Annotated in this window: 12 protein-coding genes and 2 pseudogenes; 5 read left to right on the plus strand and 9 right to left on the minus strand. The window is 61.0% G+C overall.

Going from position 1 to position 14,183, the window contains the following annotated elements; translation table 11 throughout:
• Window positions 1-13: 13 nt before the first annotated feature.
• Window positions 14-187 (minus strand): DUF1427 family protein, encoded by a 174-nt coding sequence (locus tag ACA071_RS21055; protein ID WP_497640926.1) that lies wholly within the window; start codon window positions 185-187, stop codon window positions 14-16.
• A 294-nt stretch (window positions 188-481) separates the two neighbouring features.
• Entirely contained in the window at window positions 482-1,249 is a 768-nt protein-coding gene (locus tag ACA071_RS21060; protein WP_497640927.1) for an AraC family transcriptional regulator, read from the minus strand.
• 145 nt (window positions 1,250-1,394) lie between these two features.
• Here ACA071_RS21060 and ACA071_RS21065 point away from each other — a divergent pair, with 145 nt between their 5' ends.
• Window positions 1,395-1,622 carry a DUF6555 family protein gene (locus ACA071_RS21065; RefSeq protein WP_497640928.1) on the plus strand — a complete coding sequence of 76 codons (228 nt, stop codon included), beginning with the start codon at window positions 1,395-1,397 and terminating at the stop codon, window positions 1,620-1,622.
• A gap of 75 nt (window positions 1,623-1,697) precedes the next feature.
• On the opposite strand, the gene ACA071_RS21070 is transcribed toward ACA071_RS21065, so the two are convergent.
• The 3 genes from ACA071_RS21070 to ACA071_RS21080 form a co-directional block, all read right to left on the minus strand.
• Window positions 1,698-1,862, minus strand: coding sequence for a metallothionein (locus tag ACA071_RS21070; protein ID WP_497640929.1), 165 nt, complete (start codon window positions 1,860-1,862; stop codon window positions 1,698-1,700).
• 225 nt (window positions 1,863-2,087) lie between these two features.
• Window positions 2,088-2,546 (minus strand): DMT family transporter, encoded by a 459-nt coding sequence (locus ACA071_RS21075; protein ID WP_497640930.1) that lies wholly within the window; start codon window positions 2,544-2,546, stop codon window positions 2,088-2,090.
• Window positions 2,546-3,040, minus strand: coding sequence for a DMT family transporter (locus ACA071_RS21080; RefSeq protein WP_497640931.1), 495 nt, complete (start codon window positions 3,038-3,040; stop codon window positions 2,546-2,548). Before ACA071_RS21080 ends, ACA071_RS21075 begins: the two co-directional genes overlap by 1 nt.
• A gap of 265 nt (window positions 3,041-3,305) precedes the next feature.
• On the opposite strand from ACA071_RS21080, the gene ACA071_RS21085 reads away from it, so the two are divergent.
• Window positions 3,306-4,241, plus strand: coding sequence for a LysR family transcriptional regulator (locus ACA071_RS21085; RefSeq protein ID WP_497640932.1), 936 nt, complete (start codon window positions 3,306-3,308; stop codon window positions 4,239-4,241).
• A 155-nt stretch (window positions 4,242-4,396) separates the two neighbouring features.
• Here ACA071_RS21085 and ctpM read toward each other — a convergent pair whose 3' ends face one another.
• A complete protein-coding gene (gene ctpM / locus ACA071_RS21090; protein ID WP_497640933.1) occupies window positions 4,397-6,079 on the minus strand; it encodes a methyl-accepting chemotaxis protein CtpM in 1,683 nt (560 codons plus the stop codon).
• A 154-nt stretch (window positions 6,080-6,233) separates the two neighbouring features.
• Window positions 6,234-7,550, minus strand: a complete 1,317-nt coding sequence (locus ACA071_RS21095) for a Na+/H+ antiporter family protein (protein WP_497645363.1) — start codon at window positions 7,548-7,550, stop codon at window positions 6,234-6,236.
• Between the two features lie 615 nt (window positions 7,551-8,165).
• On the opposite strand from ACA071_RS21095, the pseudogene ACA071_RS21100 reads away from it, so the two are divergent.
• From ACA071_RS21100 to ACA071_RS21110, 3 genes and pseudogenes are all read left to right on the plus strand, one after another.
• Window positions 8,166-9,236: pseudogene (locus tag ACA071_RS21100) on the plus strand (cache domain-containing protein); the annotation flags it as partial.
• A 264-nt stretch (window positions 9,237-9,500) separates the two neighbouring features.
• Window positions 9,501-10,094 (plus strand): annotated as a pseudogene (locus tag ACA071_RS21105) (methyl-accepting chemotaxis protein); the annotation flags it as partial.
• 324 nt (window positions 10,095-10,418) lie between these two features.
• A complete protein-coding gene (locus ACA071_RS21110; protein WP_497640934.1) occupies window positions 10,419-12,095 on the plus strand; it encodes an MFS transporter in 1,677 nt (558 codons plus the stop codon).
• 109 nt (window positions 12,096-12,204) lie between these two features.
• On the opposite strand, the gene ACA071_RS21115 is transcribed toward ACA071_RS21110, so the two are convergent.
• Window positions 12,205-13,518 (minus strand): sensor histidine kinase, encoded by a 1,314-nt coding sequence (locus tag ACA071_RS21115; RefSeq protein WP_497640935.1) that lies wholly within the window; start codon window positions 13,516-13,518, stop codon window positions 12,205-12,207.
• Window positions 13,515-14,183, minus strand: coding sequence for a response regulator transcription factor (locus ACA071_RS21120; RefSeq protein ID WP_497640936.1), 669 nt, complete (start codon window positions 14,181-14,183; stop codon window positions 13,515-13,517). The genes ACA071_RS21115 and ACA071_RS21120 overlap by 4 nt, the downstream gene beginning before the upstream one ends.

A 14,183-nucleotide genomic window follows, 5' to 3' on the forward strand; every position in this document is an offset into this window, starting at 1 on the left:
GGTTGAAGGGTTTTCAGGAGATCCAGCCAGCGATCAACTGCCGGCCCATGGGCCACAACTGCTCGCCGGCGAGCATGCCCAGCAACCCTACCAACGCGATGGCCGGTGGTGCCGGGGAGCGAAAATCCAGTGCGCCGTAGAGCAGACCGACGCCAAGGCCGATGGCCAGCGAGATGAGGTAGTTCATGACAGACTCCGTGGCACAGGGGGTATGCGCAGAGTCTAGAGAAAGGCCACGAAACCAATCGGCCAAGGGCTTCTGAATATCGGCCAAATAGTAGCCGTTGCGTAGGAGCTGCGTAGGAGCTGTCGAGAGAAACGAGGCTGCGATCTTTTGATCTTGATCTTGATCTTGATTTTTAAGGTCAAAAGATCGCAGCCTCGTTTCACTCGACAGCTCCTACAGAGGTTCGGGTTCGGGTTCGGGTCGTGATTGGGGTTGGGGTTGGGGTTGGGGTTGGGGTTGGGGTTGGGGTTGGGGTTACCCCACCAGGAATTGCGAAGGCGCGACACCCAATTCCCGGCGGAACATGTCGCTGAAACTGCTCGGCGAATAGCCCAGCTCACGGGCAATCGAGCTGACCGGCACCCCCTGGATCAACTCCGCCACCGCCGTCGCCAGTTGCACCTGTCGCCGCCACTCGGCGAAGCCCATGCCCAGGCCATCCTTGAACAGCCGCGCCAGAGTGCGCACGCTGGCTCCGGCGTTTTCGGCGTGCTGTTCGAACGCAATGTCCAGGGACGGCGCGACCATGACTGCCTGACACAGGTTCAACAAGCGTCGATCAGAATCGTCCGGCAACGGGATTTTCAGCATCGAGCGTTTGGCCCGTTTGAGTTCGAGCAAGGCCAGGCCGACCAGCGCCTCGTAATACTCAGGTGCACCGTCGTCGCCCTGCTCCACCAATCCAACGATCAATTCACGCAGCAACCCGCCGACTTCGATCACCTGCACGCTGTCATCCAGAGTCGCCGCCAACGCCGGTCGCAGGTAGATATTGCGCATCTGCAAGTCCGACACCACCCGAATCCCGTGGGGCACGCCCGGTGGCAACCACACCGCCCGTTGCGGCGGAACGACCAAGGCCTCATGCGGCGTCTCGACCCACATCACCCCGCTCATGGCATATAACAACTGGCCCCAGGCATGCTCATGAGGCTCGATAAACAAGCCGCGCGGATAGGTCCGCGCCAGCGGTTGCACGGGCACATCGGTGTCAGTCAGGTCGGGCGGTGCGGCAAGGGCCATGGGCAAGGATCATTGGGGTTCGGGGAGCTGCCATGGTAACGAGGCGCCCGGTTTGTCGCCAGTAACGGCCACCGTCTGCCAATTCGACTGAATTTTTAGTGGCGCCCGCGATCCCTGTATTACTACAGGGAGGAATACGGGCTTTATGAACAACGCAAAACTTTTCGTCATTGAATACACCCTTCATGGCGTCCCCAAGTCTTTCATTATCCGCCTCGACAAGATGGACAACGCGGAGGCTTGGCATTGGGCGAGTTGCGACGCAGGCGTGGGACGCATCCCGCGCTTCGGCCGTGAGAAGGTGCAAAAGACCAGCAAACCGCTGGCGGAGAAATTCGGCGTCGAGAACGTCAAATGGCGACCGACGAGCTAACGTTCATAAGGAGGACAGGGAACGTCTAAAACAAAAAATGGAGCCCCTGTGGCTCCACTTTTTTTGGGCGAGCGGTCAGCCGTGGGCACATTTGCAGCCCTTGCCGGAACATTCTTCACCGCCTGCGTGGTGCTTGGCGCAGGCTTCGCAGCAGTAGTGCTTGCCATGACGCGCGATCGGATGTTCTCCCAATTTGCAGGAGCATTTGGGGCAGTCGCAGATACTTTCGCTGTCAATCATGAGTCGGACTCCACTGTTATGGTCGTCCGGTGCGACGGATGCGCACCGTATACACCAGTGTAGTGAAAGTCTGTAGCAGCTGCCGAGCCTGCGAGGCTGCGTTCGGCCGCGAAGCGGTCGTAAATCAAGCGCCATGGTGGGTCAGGAAAACCGCATATAAGGATTGGCGAGGACTGCGTCCTCGAACGCAGCCTCGCAGGCTCGGCAGCTGCTACGGGATCGGTATTAAGCGGAAGTTCGAGTACTGCTGCGATACATAAACACCAACGCCAGCCCCAGACACACCATCGCCAGTACCCGGCTGCTGGATAACTCAATCGCCGGGTTGCCGAGCCAACCAAAGTTGTCGATCAGCATGCCCATGCCCAGTTGCCCGACGATTACCGCCACGGTCGCCACCGCCGTGCCGACCCGGGGTACCGCGCCGACCATGACCATCATGTACACCACGCCGAACAGCGCCCCGCTGAGTTGCCATTTCGGTACATCCAGCAGACTCACGGCATGGGCCGGTTCGAAAAACAGGATCAGTAACCCGCTAACCACCGCGCCAACCACAAAGGTGAGCAAGCTGCTGCGCAACACGCCGACCGTTTCCCCCAGACGTCCGTTGATCGCTGCCTGGACACTCAACACCGCGCCAGCCGCCACGACCACCGCCAACAAAATAATCAGATTCATCATCAACCCCGAGCGATCAAAACGAGTGCCGCAACAATCAGCAGCAAGGCCAGCCAACGTTCACCATTGACCTTTTTGCGCGTGGCACCGAACCAACCGAAGTGGTCGATCAGCACACTTTTGCCGACCTGCCCCGACAGGATCGCAATCATGGTCATGGCAATGCCGATGTACGGCGTGGCCAGGGTCAGCACCACCACGTAGATCGGCCCGAGAAAACCGCCGATCAACTGCCAGCGCGGCAACTCGCTCAGGGCCGGACCTTGCTGCGGGCCACTGAACAGCAACAGTAGAAACAGAATCGCCGAGCCGACACCGAAGATACTCAGGGTCGCCCAGAGGTGCCCGACCTGAACCCCGAGCGGCCCGAGCAGACCGGCCTCCACGGACAGGCCCATGCCGGCCAGGATGACCAGGGGCAGCAGCAATAGGCGCAGCCCCGGTTTGGTGGTCGGTATTGCGACACCGCCGACGTTATCGATTGAAGAAGATTGCATAGAGAGAACCTGCCAATGAGTTGAAGCGCAAACCTGCGAGAGTGGATTCACCCAAAACCTGTGGCGAGGGAGCTTGCTTCCGCTGGGCTGCGCAGCGGCCCCACATTTCTGTGAGCGTTGCGCACTCAAGCGGGAGCAAGCGCCCTCGCCACAAAAGCTCCACCCTCAGGATTTGCAGTGGCGCGCATTATCGGCTGGCGGTCCTTTGCGATAAATGGGAGCATCCAGACAACACTTTTGCGCAACTCGCACAATAGGAATGAACATGCACGGCCTCAACGAGCTGGGATTCAAGGCACTTCGGCTGTTTGTCGCGGTGCTCGACCACGGCAGCTTTTCCGAAGTCGCCCGTCGCGAAGGCCTGGCACCCTCTTCGATTTCCCGGCAAATCCAGTTGATGGAACAAGCGCTGAACCAGCAATTGCTCTACCGCCACACCCGCGCGGTCACGCCGACGGAAGCCGGACGCATGCTCGGCCATCACGCGCGGTTGGTGCTGGTGCAATTGGAAGAAGCCGAACAGGCCTTGCAGGAACAGCAAAGCGAACCCAGCGGCCTGGTGCGGATCAATGCGCCGGTGGTGTTTGGCCAACGGCATCTGACGCCATGGCTGGGGCAACTCTGCGAGCGTTACCCAAAGCTGCAACTGGATATCCAGCAGACCGACAGCTACGTTGACCCGCTGCAGGAAGGCGCCGACCTGTTGTTCCGCATCGGCCCGCTGCACGACTCAAGCATGCAGGCGCGGATTCTGGCGCCCCATCGCTTTCAGGTCGCGGCAAGTCCCGCGTATTTGAAACGCCACGGCGTCCCGCTACATCCTGAAGACCTCGCCGCCCATCAATGCCTGGCCTACAAAGGCGTGACTGGCCAGCAGCGCTGGTTCTTTCGTCAGGGTCAGCAAGACTGGACGCCCTATACGGTGAAAGGACCGATCACCGGCAACCACGCCGACACCCTCACCCAGGCCGCCGAACAGGGGCTGGGGCTGGTGATGTTTCCGTCGTGGTTGATTGGTGAAGCGGTGCGCGCCGGAACGCTGATGCCGGTGCTAAAGGACTATCAGGTGTCCAACAGCCTTGAGCCGCAACAGATTGCCGTGCTGTGGCCGGGTAGCCGACGGTTGTCGGTGAAGGTGCGCACAGTGATTGATTTCTATGTGGAATGCTTCGGCACCGTGCCGTATTGGGACAGACCATAGGGGCCTTGTCGCAGCTGGCGCAGCCTGCGTTCGGCTGCGAAGCAGTCGCGAAATCAGGCAGCGCGGTGGGTCAGGTAAACCGCGAGTATAGGGTTTACGACTGCTTCGCAGCCGAACGCAGGCTGCGCCAGCTGCTACAGGGAGTGCGTCGCGGTCTAGATGCGGAACTGACCGACCAGCTTACCAAGGCGCTGACCGAGGTCAGCCAGGCTGCGAGACGTCTGCGCACCGAGCTGGGTTTCATCCGCCACGCTGTCCACCGCCACCGCGATCTGATGCACGCTGCGGTTGATCTCTTCAGCCACGGCGGTCTGTTCTTCAGCCGCACTGGCAATCTGGGCGTTCATCGAATTGATAGTGCCGATCAACTGCGCCATGGTATCCAGCGAAGCACCCGCTTCATTGGCCTGGGCCGAGGTGCCGTCGCCGGCCTCGCTGGAACGACGCATCGCCTCCACTGCCGACTGAGTGCCAGCCTGCAAGCGGTCAATCATGCCCTGGATTTCCTGGGTGCTGATTTGCGTGCGACTGGCCAACGCCCGCACTTCGTCCGCCACCACGGCAAAACCACGACCGGCCTCACCAGCCCGGGCGGCTTCAATGGCGGCGTTCAGGGCCAACAGGTTGGTCTGCTCGGCAATCGAACGGATCACCCCGAGCACGCTGACAATCGACGACACGTCTTTCTGCAAGCTATCAAGCGATACACCGCTGGTGCGAATGTCATCCACCAACGCATGAATTTTCACGATGCTGCCGGCCACCACACGCTTGGCGGCCTGGCCTTCGGCGTCAGTCTGCTGGGCGGCGACCGCAGCGTTTTGGGCACTCTTGGCCACTTCCTGCGCGGCGGCGGACATTTCGTTGATCGCCGTGGCCACCTGATCGGTTTCGTGACGCTGGCGCTCCATCGCCTGATCCGAACGCTGGGCCTGATCGGACACCTGATTCACCAACCCGGTCAGTTGCGTGGTCATTTCAGTGATCTGCCTTACCAGGCCATGGATCTTGTCGACGAAACGGTTGAAGGAGCCGGCCAGTTGCCCGAGTTCGTCTTCGCTGGTGATGGTCAGGCGCCGAGTCAGGTCGCCCTCGCCTGCCGCGATGTCGTCGAGGTTGGCTTTCATCAGGTTCAGCGGTCGCAGAATCGCGTTGGCCAGCAGCATCCCCGCCGCCGCAATCACCAGCAACACCACCACGGCAATCCCGACGATGCTCAGCACCACGCCTTCCATCCGTTCGGTGACCTTGGCCTGGACCAGTGCAACCTGGGCTTCGATGCCATCGAGGTTGACCGAGGTGCCGACCGCCATGTCCCACTTGGGCAGGTATTCGGTGTAGCCGAGCTTGGGCACCAGCACCTGGCTGTTGCCGGGCAGCGGCGAGCTGTATTGCAAATAGTGGGTGCCGTCCTTCGCGACTTTCACCAGGTCGCGGTTGACGTAGACGCCGTTCGGATCGCGGTTGTCCTTAAAGCTCTGGCCCACGCCTTCAGGGCTGTTGGCCTTGAACAGGCGCACGGTGTTGGAGTCGTAGCCGAAGAAGTAGCCGTCCTTGCCGTAACTGATGCTCGACAGCAACTTGACCACTTGGGCACGCGCGGCGTCATCGCCGGGGGCGGCGGCGTCGTAGAGCGGCTTGATCGCGGTCATGGCCACGGCGACGTAACTTTGCAGGGTGGCCTTGGCGTCCTTGAGCAGGTTTTGGCGAGTGTCCTCGACCTCCTTGCGCGCCTGTTCCTGAAGAATGAATAGCGTGGTCAGGCTGATGACCAAGGCAAAGAGCAACACCGGGAGGACGGCAAGGGACAGGACTTTAGCCTTCAGGCTCATGCGCATGACGGTTCACTCTTTTGGTTTTTTTTGGCGTGGTTAAAGGCTTTAACGGCAGGCCAGATCAAAAGTTGAACCGCAAAAAAAAGATCGCAGCCTTCGGCAGCGCCTACGCCGATTATGTAGGAGTTGCCGAAGACTGCGATCTTTTGATCTTCAATCAAAGCACCATCGCCGCCACCCAGCCAAACGCCAGCAGCGGCAGGTTGTAATGCAGGAAGGTCGGGACGACCGTATCCCAGATGTGGTGATGCTGGCCGTCGATGTTCAAACCCGAGGTGGGGCCGAGGGTCGAGTCCGAGGCTGGGGAACCGGCGTCACCCAGGGCGCCGGCCGTGCCGACGATGCAGACGATCGCCATCGGGCTGAAACCCAATTGCACGCACAACGGCACGAAGATCGCCGCCAGGATCGGCACGGTGGAAAACGACGAGCCGATGCCCATGGTCACCAGCAGGCCGACCAGCAACATCAACAACGCGCCGACGCCTTTGCTGTGACCAATCCACGACGCCGAAGCCTGCACCAGCGACTGCACGTCACCGGTGGCTTTCATCACTTCGGCAAACCCCGAGGCGGCGATCATGATGAAGCCGATCATCGCCATCATCTTCATGCCTTCGGTGAACAGGTCGTCGGTGTCGCGCCACTTCACGATGCCCGACACCGAGAAGATCAGGAAACCCGCCAACGCACCGATGATCATCGAATCCAGCAGCAACTGAATGATGAACGCCGCCGCGATGGCCATGCCGGCGACCATCAGGCTCAGCGGGTTGTACTCCACCGCGACCTGCTCGACTTTCTCGATTTTTTCCAGGTCGTAGACGCGTTTTTTGCGGTAGCTGATGAACGCGACGGCCAGGCCCACCACCATGCCCAACGCCGGAATGCCCATGGCATGGGTGACGTTGATGCCACTGATGTCGACGCCGCTGCGGGCGACGTTGGCCAGCAGGATTTCATTCAGGAAGATGTTGCCGAAGCCCACCGGCAGGAACATATACGGCGTGATCAGGCCAAAGGTCATGACGCAAGCGATCAAGCGGCGATCCAGTTGCAGCTTGGTGAGTACATATAAAAGCGGCGGCACCAGCAACGGAATAAAGGCGATATGTATCGGCAGAATGTTCTGCGAAGCGATGGCCACCACCCACAGCAAGCCGATCAGCAGCCACTTGACCGAACCGCCACCGCTGGCATGTTGACGATCAACCATCGCCAAGGCTTTGTCCGCCAGCGCGTGGGCCAGGCCGGACTTGGCAATCGCCACTGCGAAGGCACCGAGCAGCGCATAAGACAAAGCCACCGTCGCCCCGCCGCCGAGGCCACTGTTGAACGCTTTGAGCGTCGCGTCGATGCCCAGGCCACCGGTCAAACCACCCACCAGTGCGCCGACAATCAGCGCGATCACTACGTGCACGCGGGACAGGCTGAGCACCAGCATGACGCCGACCGCGGCAATTACAGCATTAATCATCGTTACCTCAAGGCAAGCGGAATGAGCTCCGCCGGCAGTCTGCGAAGAGCCGCCAGCGAAATAAGGAATGGGTTTTATTAGAGGGCGCGCACTGTGCCGCACGGTCGCCACCTTGTCAAAGCCAACGCCGCTCCTTTTTCAACGCGAACGCCGCCCCTTGTAGCAGCTGCCGAAGGCTGCGTTCGACCGCGAAGCGGTCGTAAAACCTATGTGCACGCTCCTCCTGACACACCGCGTCAGCTGGATCACGACTGCTGCGCAGCCGAACGCAGGCTTCGCCAGCTGCTACAGGGTTTTGTGTGACTTCTTATTTAGTTGAACAGATAAAGAAAGCCGATTCGCAGCCGTTACAGTGCAAAGTCGCAGATAAATATCGAATAAGGACGTCTCTCCATGTCGCTCAGACAACTCTCCATCCAATGGAAAATCACCCTGCTGGCCGGGCTCTGCCTGGCGGGTATCGTGACGCTGCTGTTGGGTCTTTCGCTGTATCGCATGGAGCACAGCTCCGCGCTGGTGAAAGCGTCGAGCATGGAGATGCTCACCGAATCGGCCCAGGCGCGGATCGAATCCCAAGGCGAAAACCAGGCACTGGGGATTCGCCAGCAGTTTATGGACGCCTATCAATATGGCCACGGCTTTTCGCGCCAGGTGCTGTTCCTGCGGGATCAGGCCGAGAAGCGCTTTCTCGATGCCTTCGACCTGCGCGAAGACCTGACCCGGCAGGTCAAGTCGGCCCTGCAAGCCAACCCGGAACTGCTCGGCCTGTCCCTGGTGTTTGAAGCCAATGCGCTGGACGGCAAGGACGAACTGTTCGCCGGCCAGTCTGAACTCGGCAGCAACGACAAGGGCCGCTTTGCCCTGTATTGGTCGCAGCCGACAGCGGGCAAACTGACCTCGATGGCGCTGCCCGAAAGCGACATGGCCGACATCAGCACCGGCCCCAGCGGCGAGGCGGCCAACGCCTGGTTCACCTGCCCGCGCACCACGCTCAAGCCGTGCGTGATCGAACCCTACTTCTATGTGATCGACGGCCAGAACGTGCTGATGACCAGCATCGTCTTTCCGCTGATGGTCAACGGCAAAGTCATCGCCTCGCTGTCGGTGGACATCAACCTCAACAGCCTGCAAGCGATCAGCCAGGGCGCGAGCAAAAAGCTCTACGACGGCCAGACCAGCGTCAGCATCCTCAGCCCGGTCGGCCTGCTGGCCGGTTACAGCCCGGACGCCAGCAAACTCAGCCAGCGCCTGGATGCCGTGGACAAAACCAACGGCGCCGAGCTGATTCGTATGCTCGGCACCAACAGCAAAACCACCAGCCTGCACAGCAACGAGCAGTTGAAAGTGCTGTCGCCGTTCCAGCCAATTCCTGGCGGCAAGTCGTGGGGCGTGTTGCTCGACGTGCCGGAGAAAGTCCTGGTGGGTCCGGCCGAAGCGCTGAAAAAACAGCTGGATGAAAGCAACCGCGCTGGCACCCTGGTCGAACTCGGCCTGGGCGTACTCGCTGCGCTGATCGGCCTGTTGCTGGTGTGGCTGATGGCGCGCAGCGTGACCAAGCCAATCCTCGGCGTGGCCCACATGCTCGAAGACATCGCCAGCGGCGAAGGTGACCTGACCCGACGCCTGGCCTACGACAAACAGGACGAACTGGGTCAGTTGGCCGGTTGGTTCAACCGTTTCCTCGACAAGCTGCAACCGATCATCGCTGAAGTGAAACGCTCGGTGCAGGACGCGCGCAGCACCGCCGACCAATCCTCCGCCATCGCCACCCAGACCAGCGCCGGCATGGAGCAGCAATACCGTCAGGTCGATCAGGTGGCCACCGCGTCCCACGAAATGAGCGCCACCGCCCAGGACGTCGCCCGCAGCGCGGCCCAGGCGGCCCACGCCGCGCGCGATGCCGATCAGGCCACCCGTCAGGGCTTGACCGTGATCGACCGCACCACCACCAGCATCGATAACCTCGCCGCCGACATGAGCGCGGCGATGGTGCAAGTCGAAGGTCTGGCGGCGAACAGCGAGAAGATCGGTTCGGTGCTGGAAGTGATTCGTGCGATCGCCGAGCAAACCAACCTGTTGGCCCTCAACGCCGCCATCGAGGCGGCCCGTGCCGGTGAAGCCGGGCGTGGCTTTGCGGTGGTGGCCGATGAAGTGCGCAACTTGGCGCGGCGTACTCAGGAGTCGGTCGAGGAAACCCGTCAGGTGATCGAGCAATTGCAGAGCGGTACCCAGGACGTGGTCGGCTCGATGAATAACAGCCATCGCCAGGCCCAGAGCAGCGTCGAGCAAGTCAGCCAGGCCGTGACCGCGCTGCGCCAGATTGGTGATGCGGTGACGGTGATTACCGACATGAACCTGCAAATCGCCAGTGCGGCAGAGGAGCAGAGCGCGGTGGCCGAGGAGATCAATAACAACGTCGCGACCATTCGCGATGTGACTGAATCGTTGTCCGGGCAGGCGAATGAATCGGCGCGGGTGAGTCAGTCGCTTAACAGCCTGGCCAATCAGCAGCAGAGTTTGATGGATCAGTTCCGCGTTTGATCGGTGGCGGCCCGGATGATCGTTCCCACGCTCTGCGTGGGAATGCAGCCCGGGACGCTCCGCGTCCCAAAAGCGGACGCGGAGCGTCCGTTGAGGCATTCCCACGCGGAGCGTGGGAACGATCGGTGGGTGTAGACCCGGGTTTAAAGGCCCGCGAGTGGATATTTGCGCGAAGCTGATTATGCTTTAGGGAACCTTGCAGCGATGCGAGGCTGTCAGTTCCCCTGCTTTGCGCAATCCATGACATCAGCCCCAGGGCCTGGGTGCGACAATAAGAGTAATGAGGTGCTCCGGCCTACAACAAGAGCAAGACGGAGAAGACCCATGGCCGTAATCGACAGCACAACCACGGGCAGCGCGCCCCACCACGGCATCACCAAAGAGGAGCGCAAGGTCATTTTTGCCTCTTCACTGGGCACTGTGTTCGAGTGGTACGACTTTTACCTTTACGGCTCCCTCGCCGCGATCATCGCCAAGCACTTCTTCGCTGGCGTCAATGAGACCACCTCCTTCATCTTCGCCCTGCTCGCCTTCGCCGCGGGCTTCGCCGTTCGGCCCTTCGGCGCGATTGTGTTCGGCCGACTGGGCGACATGATCGGGCGCAAGCACACGTTCCTCATCACCATTGTCATCATGGGTATCTCCACGGCTGTGGTGGGCTTTTTGCCCGGATACGCGACCATTGGCGTCGCGGCACCAGTGATCCTGATCACCCTGCGCCTGTTGCAAGGCCTGGCCCTGGGCGGCGAGTACGGCGGCGCGGCAACCTACGTCGCCGAGCATGCGCCGAAAGGCAAACGCGGCTACTTCACATCATGGATTCAAACCACCGCGACCCTCGGTCTGTTCCTGTCGCTGCTGGTGATCCTCGCCTGCCGCACCGCGCTCGGCACCGAAGCGTTCGAGGCCTGGGGCTGGCGGATTCCGTTCTTGCTGTCGATCCTGCTGCTGATTGTCTCGGTGTACATCCGCCTGCAACTCAGCGAGTCGCCGGTGTTCCTGAAGATGAAGGCCGAAGGCAAATCCTCCAAGGCGCCGCTGACCGAATCCTTCGCCCGCTGGGACAACCTGAAAATCGTGATCATGGCCCTGCTCGGCGGCACCGCCGGCCAGGCGGTGGTCTGGTACACCGGGCAGTTCTATGCGCTGTTTTTCCTGCTGCAAACCCTGAAGATCGATCCGCAGACCGCCAACCTGCTGATTGCCGGCTCACTGCTGATCGGCACGCCGTTCTTCGTCATCTTCGGCAGTCTGTCTGACCGCATCGGCCGCAAAGGCATCATCATGGCCGGTTGCATTCTTGCGGCGCTGACCTACTTCCCGATCTTCCATGCGTTGACTCAGTACGGTAACCCCGACGTGTTCATCGCCCAAGAGAAGAACCCGGTGACGGTGATTGCCAATCCCGACCAATGCTCGTTCCAGTTCGACCCGGTGGGCAAGGCCAAATTCACCAGTTCCTGCGACCTCGCCAAGACCCTGCTGGCGAAGCGAGCCATCCCCTACAAGAATGAAAAAGCCGAACCGGGCACCGTCGCCCAGGTGCGCATCGGTGACAAAGTGATCCCGAGCTTCGAGGGCACCAGCCTGCCGGCCGCGGACTTCAAGACTCGCAACGACGCGTTCACCGCCACCCTCGGCACCGCCCTCAAGGACGCCGGTTACCCTGAAAAGGCTGACCCGGCCAAGACCAACTACCCGATGGTGCTGCTGCTGCTGACCATCCTGGTGATCTACGTGACCATGGTCTACGGCCCGATCGCCGCCTGGCTGGTGGAACTGTTCCCGGCGCGCATCCGCTACACCTCGATGTCGCTGCCCTATCACATTGGTAATGGCTGGTTTGGCGGGTTCCTGCCGACGGTGGCGTTTGCCATGGTCGCGGCCACGGGGGATATCTATTACGGGTTGTGGTACCCGATTGTGATTGCGGTGATGACGGCGGTGCTGGGGATTTTCTTTATGCCGGAAACCAAGGATCGGGAGATTCATCACACGTAAGCAGATAGCTATTTGTAGGAGCCAGGCTTGCCGGCGAAGGCGTTTTTGAGGACGCCTTCGCCTGCAAGCCTGGCTCCTACAGGTGTTGGGGGTGTACGTGAGATTCGTGTCAGCGCTTGGGCAATTCGATCACGACTTTCAACCCACCCCACTCGCTTTCCTGCAACAGCAGTCCACCGCTCCAGGTGTCGACGATGTCGCGCACAATCCCGAGCCCCAACCCGTGCCCATCCGTTTGTTCATCCAGCCGCGTGCCGCGACTGAACACCTGAGCGCGCTGGTCTTCGGGGATGCCCGGGCCATCGTCTTCCACGCTCAGCTCAAACTTGTCTGCCCTCTCGACCACACTCAAGCGAACCTCGGCGTCCGCCCATTTGCAGGCGTTATCCAGCAGGTTGCCGAGCAGTTCCAACAAGTCTTCGCGATCCCAAGGCAGTTGCAAGCCGGCCGGGGCGCGATAGCTCAAATCAAGGTGCTCGCCATGAATCATGTTCAACGTGGCCAGTAACCCCGGCAACTCTGCATCGCAATCAAACAACACTCCCGGCAGCGCATCGCCGGACAAGCGCGCGCGATTGAGTTCGCGATTCAAGCGTTGCTGAACCTGTTCCAGCTGTTGCTGGATGACCTTGCGCAACTCCGGGTGAGCGTCGAGTTTTTCGCTGGAAGCCAGGCTGAGCAACACCGCCAGCGGGGTTTTCAAGGCGTGGCCGAGGTTGCCCAGGGCATTGCGCGAACGCTTGAGACTGTCTTCGGTGTGGGCCAGCAAATGGTTGATCTGCGCCACCAGCGGCTCCAGCTCCACCGGCACCTGATCATCGAGTTGCGAGCGCTGGCCCTGTTGCAGTTGAGCGATCTGCTCGCGGGCCTTTTCCAGCGGACGCAAGGCGCGGCGCACGGTGATTCGTTGCAGCAGCAGAATCAGCAGCAGCCCCGCCAACCCGAGCCCGAGGCCGACTTGCTGCATGCGCAGGAAACTCTGACGCACGGGCGTGTAATCCTGGGCCACGCTGATGGAAATCGACTGGCCGAGCCGTCGATAGTCCGAGCGCAACACCAGCAATTGCTGCCCTTCCGGGCCCAATTGCAGATTGCTCTCCAGACCGGGGGTCTCAAGGCGAGGCAGTTCCTGGTCCCACAACGAACGGGAGCGCCAGTGGCTGTCGGCAAAATCGATACGGAAGTAATGCCCGGAAAATGGCCGTTGATAGGCCGGCGCCAAATGTCGTTCATCCAGTTGCAGCCCCTGAGGTCCGCGCACCAGCGCCGACAGCAGGTTTTCACTGTCATTGCGCAACCCGGCTTCGAGATAACGCTGCAAACCCACTTCGAACAACCACAGACTGGTTTGCGCCAGCACCAGGCCGACAATCACCATCACGCTGATCAGGCCCAGGCTCAAGCGGCGCTGGATCGACCTCACTGGGATTGCCCGCCGAACAGGTAACCCTGGCCGCGACGGGTTTCAATGACGCTGCGGCCGAGCTTGCGCCGCAGGTGGTTGACGTGGACTTCGAGCACGTTGGAATCGCGTTCGGTTTCGCCGTCGTAGAGGTGTTCGGCGAGGTGGCTTTTGGAGAGGATCTGTTCCGGGTGCAGCATGAAGTAACGCAGCAGGCGGAATTCAGCGGCGGTCAGTTGAATGTCGGCGCCATCGCGGGTGACGCACTGGCGACCTTCATCCAGATGCAAGCCAGCGGCCTTGAGCGTTGGCTGATTGGCCTGGCCGTGAGAACGACGCAGCAACGCCTGGACCCGCAGGTGCAGTTCTTCGGGGTGAAAAGGTTTGGTCAGGTAATCGTCGGCGCCGGCCTTGAGGCCTTCGATCCGCTCGGCCCAGGAACCGCGCGCGGTGAGGATCAGCACCGGCGTCGACAAGCCGCCGGCGCGCCATTGGGTCAGCACCTCGAGCCCCGGCAAACCCGGCAGGCCGAGGTCGAGGATGATCAGGTCATAAGGCTCGCTGCTGCCCTGATACACCGCGTCGCGCCCGTCGGCCAGCCAGTCCACGGCGTAGCCCTGGCGGTTGAGGCCGGCCATCAATTCGTCGGCCAGGGGCACGTGGTCTTCCACCAGGAGCAAGCGCAT

The organism is Pseudomonas sp. LBUM1646 (genome assembly GCF_059716165.1).

Excerpts from the sequence above, each read along its gene's own strand:
- ctpM (WP_497640933.1), bottom strand. The coding sequence starts at position 6,079 with ATGCGCATGAGCCTGAAGGCTAAAGTCCTGTCCCTTGCCGTCCTCCCG.
- ACA071_RS21080 (WP_497640931.1), bottom strand. The coding sequence starts at position 3,040 with ATGCAATCTTCTTCAATCGATAACGTCGGCGGTGTCGCAATACCGACC.
- ACA071_RS21120 (WP_497640936.1), bottom strand. The coding sequence starts at position 14,183 with ATGCGCTTGCTCCTGGTGGAAGACCACGTGCCCCTGGCCGACGAATTG.
- ACA071_RS21085 (WP_497640932.1), top strand. The coding sequence starts at position 3,306 with ATGCACGGCCTCAACGAGCTGGGATTCAAGGCACTTCGGCTGTTTGTC.
- ACA071_RS21065 (WP_497640928.1), top strand. The coding sequence starts at position 1,395 with ATGAACAACGCAAAACTTTTCGTCATTGAATACACCCTTCATGGCGTC.
- ACA071_RS21055 (WP_497640926.1), bottom strand. The coding sequence starts at position 187 with ATGAACTACCTCATCTCGCTGGCCATCGGCCTTGGCGTCGGTCTGCTC.
- ACA071_RS21070 (WP_497640929.1), bottom strand. The coding sequence starts at position 1,862 with ATGATTGACAGCGAAAGTATCTGCGACTGCCCCAAATGCTCCTGCAAA.
- ACA071_RS21060 (WP_497640927.1), bottom strand. The coding sequence starts at position 1,249 with ATGGCCCTTGCCGCACCGCCCGACCTGACTGACACCGATGTGCCCGTG.
- ACA071_RS21110 (WP_497640934.1), top strand. The coding sequence starts at position 10,419 with ATGGCCGTAATCGACAGCACAACCACGGGCAGCGCGCCCCACCACGGC.
- ACA071_RS21075 (WP_497640930.1), bottom strand. The coding sequence starts at position 2,546 with ATGATGAATCTGATTATTTTGTTGGCGGTGGTCGTGGCGGCTGGCGCG.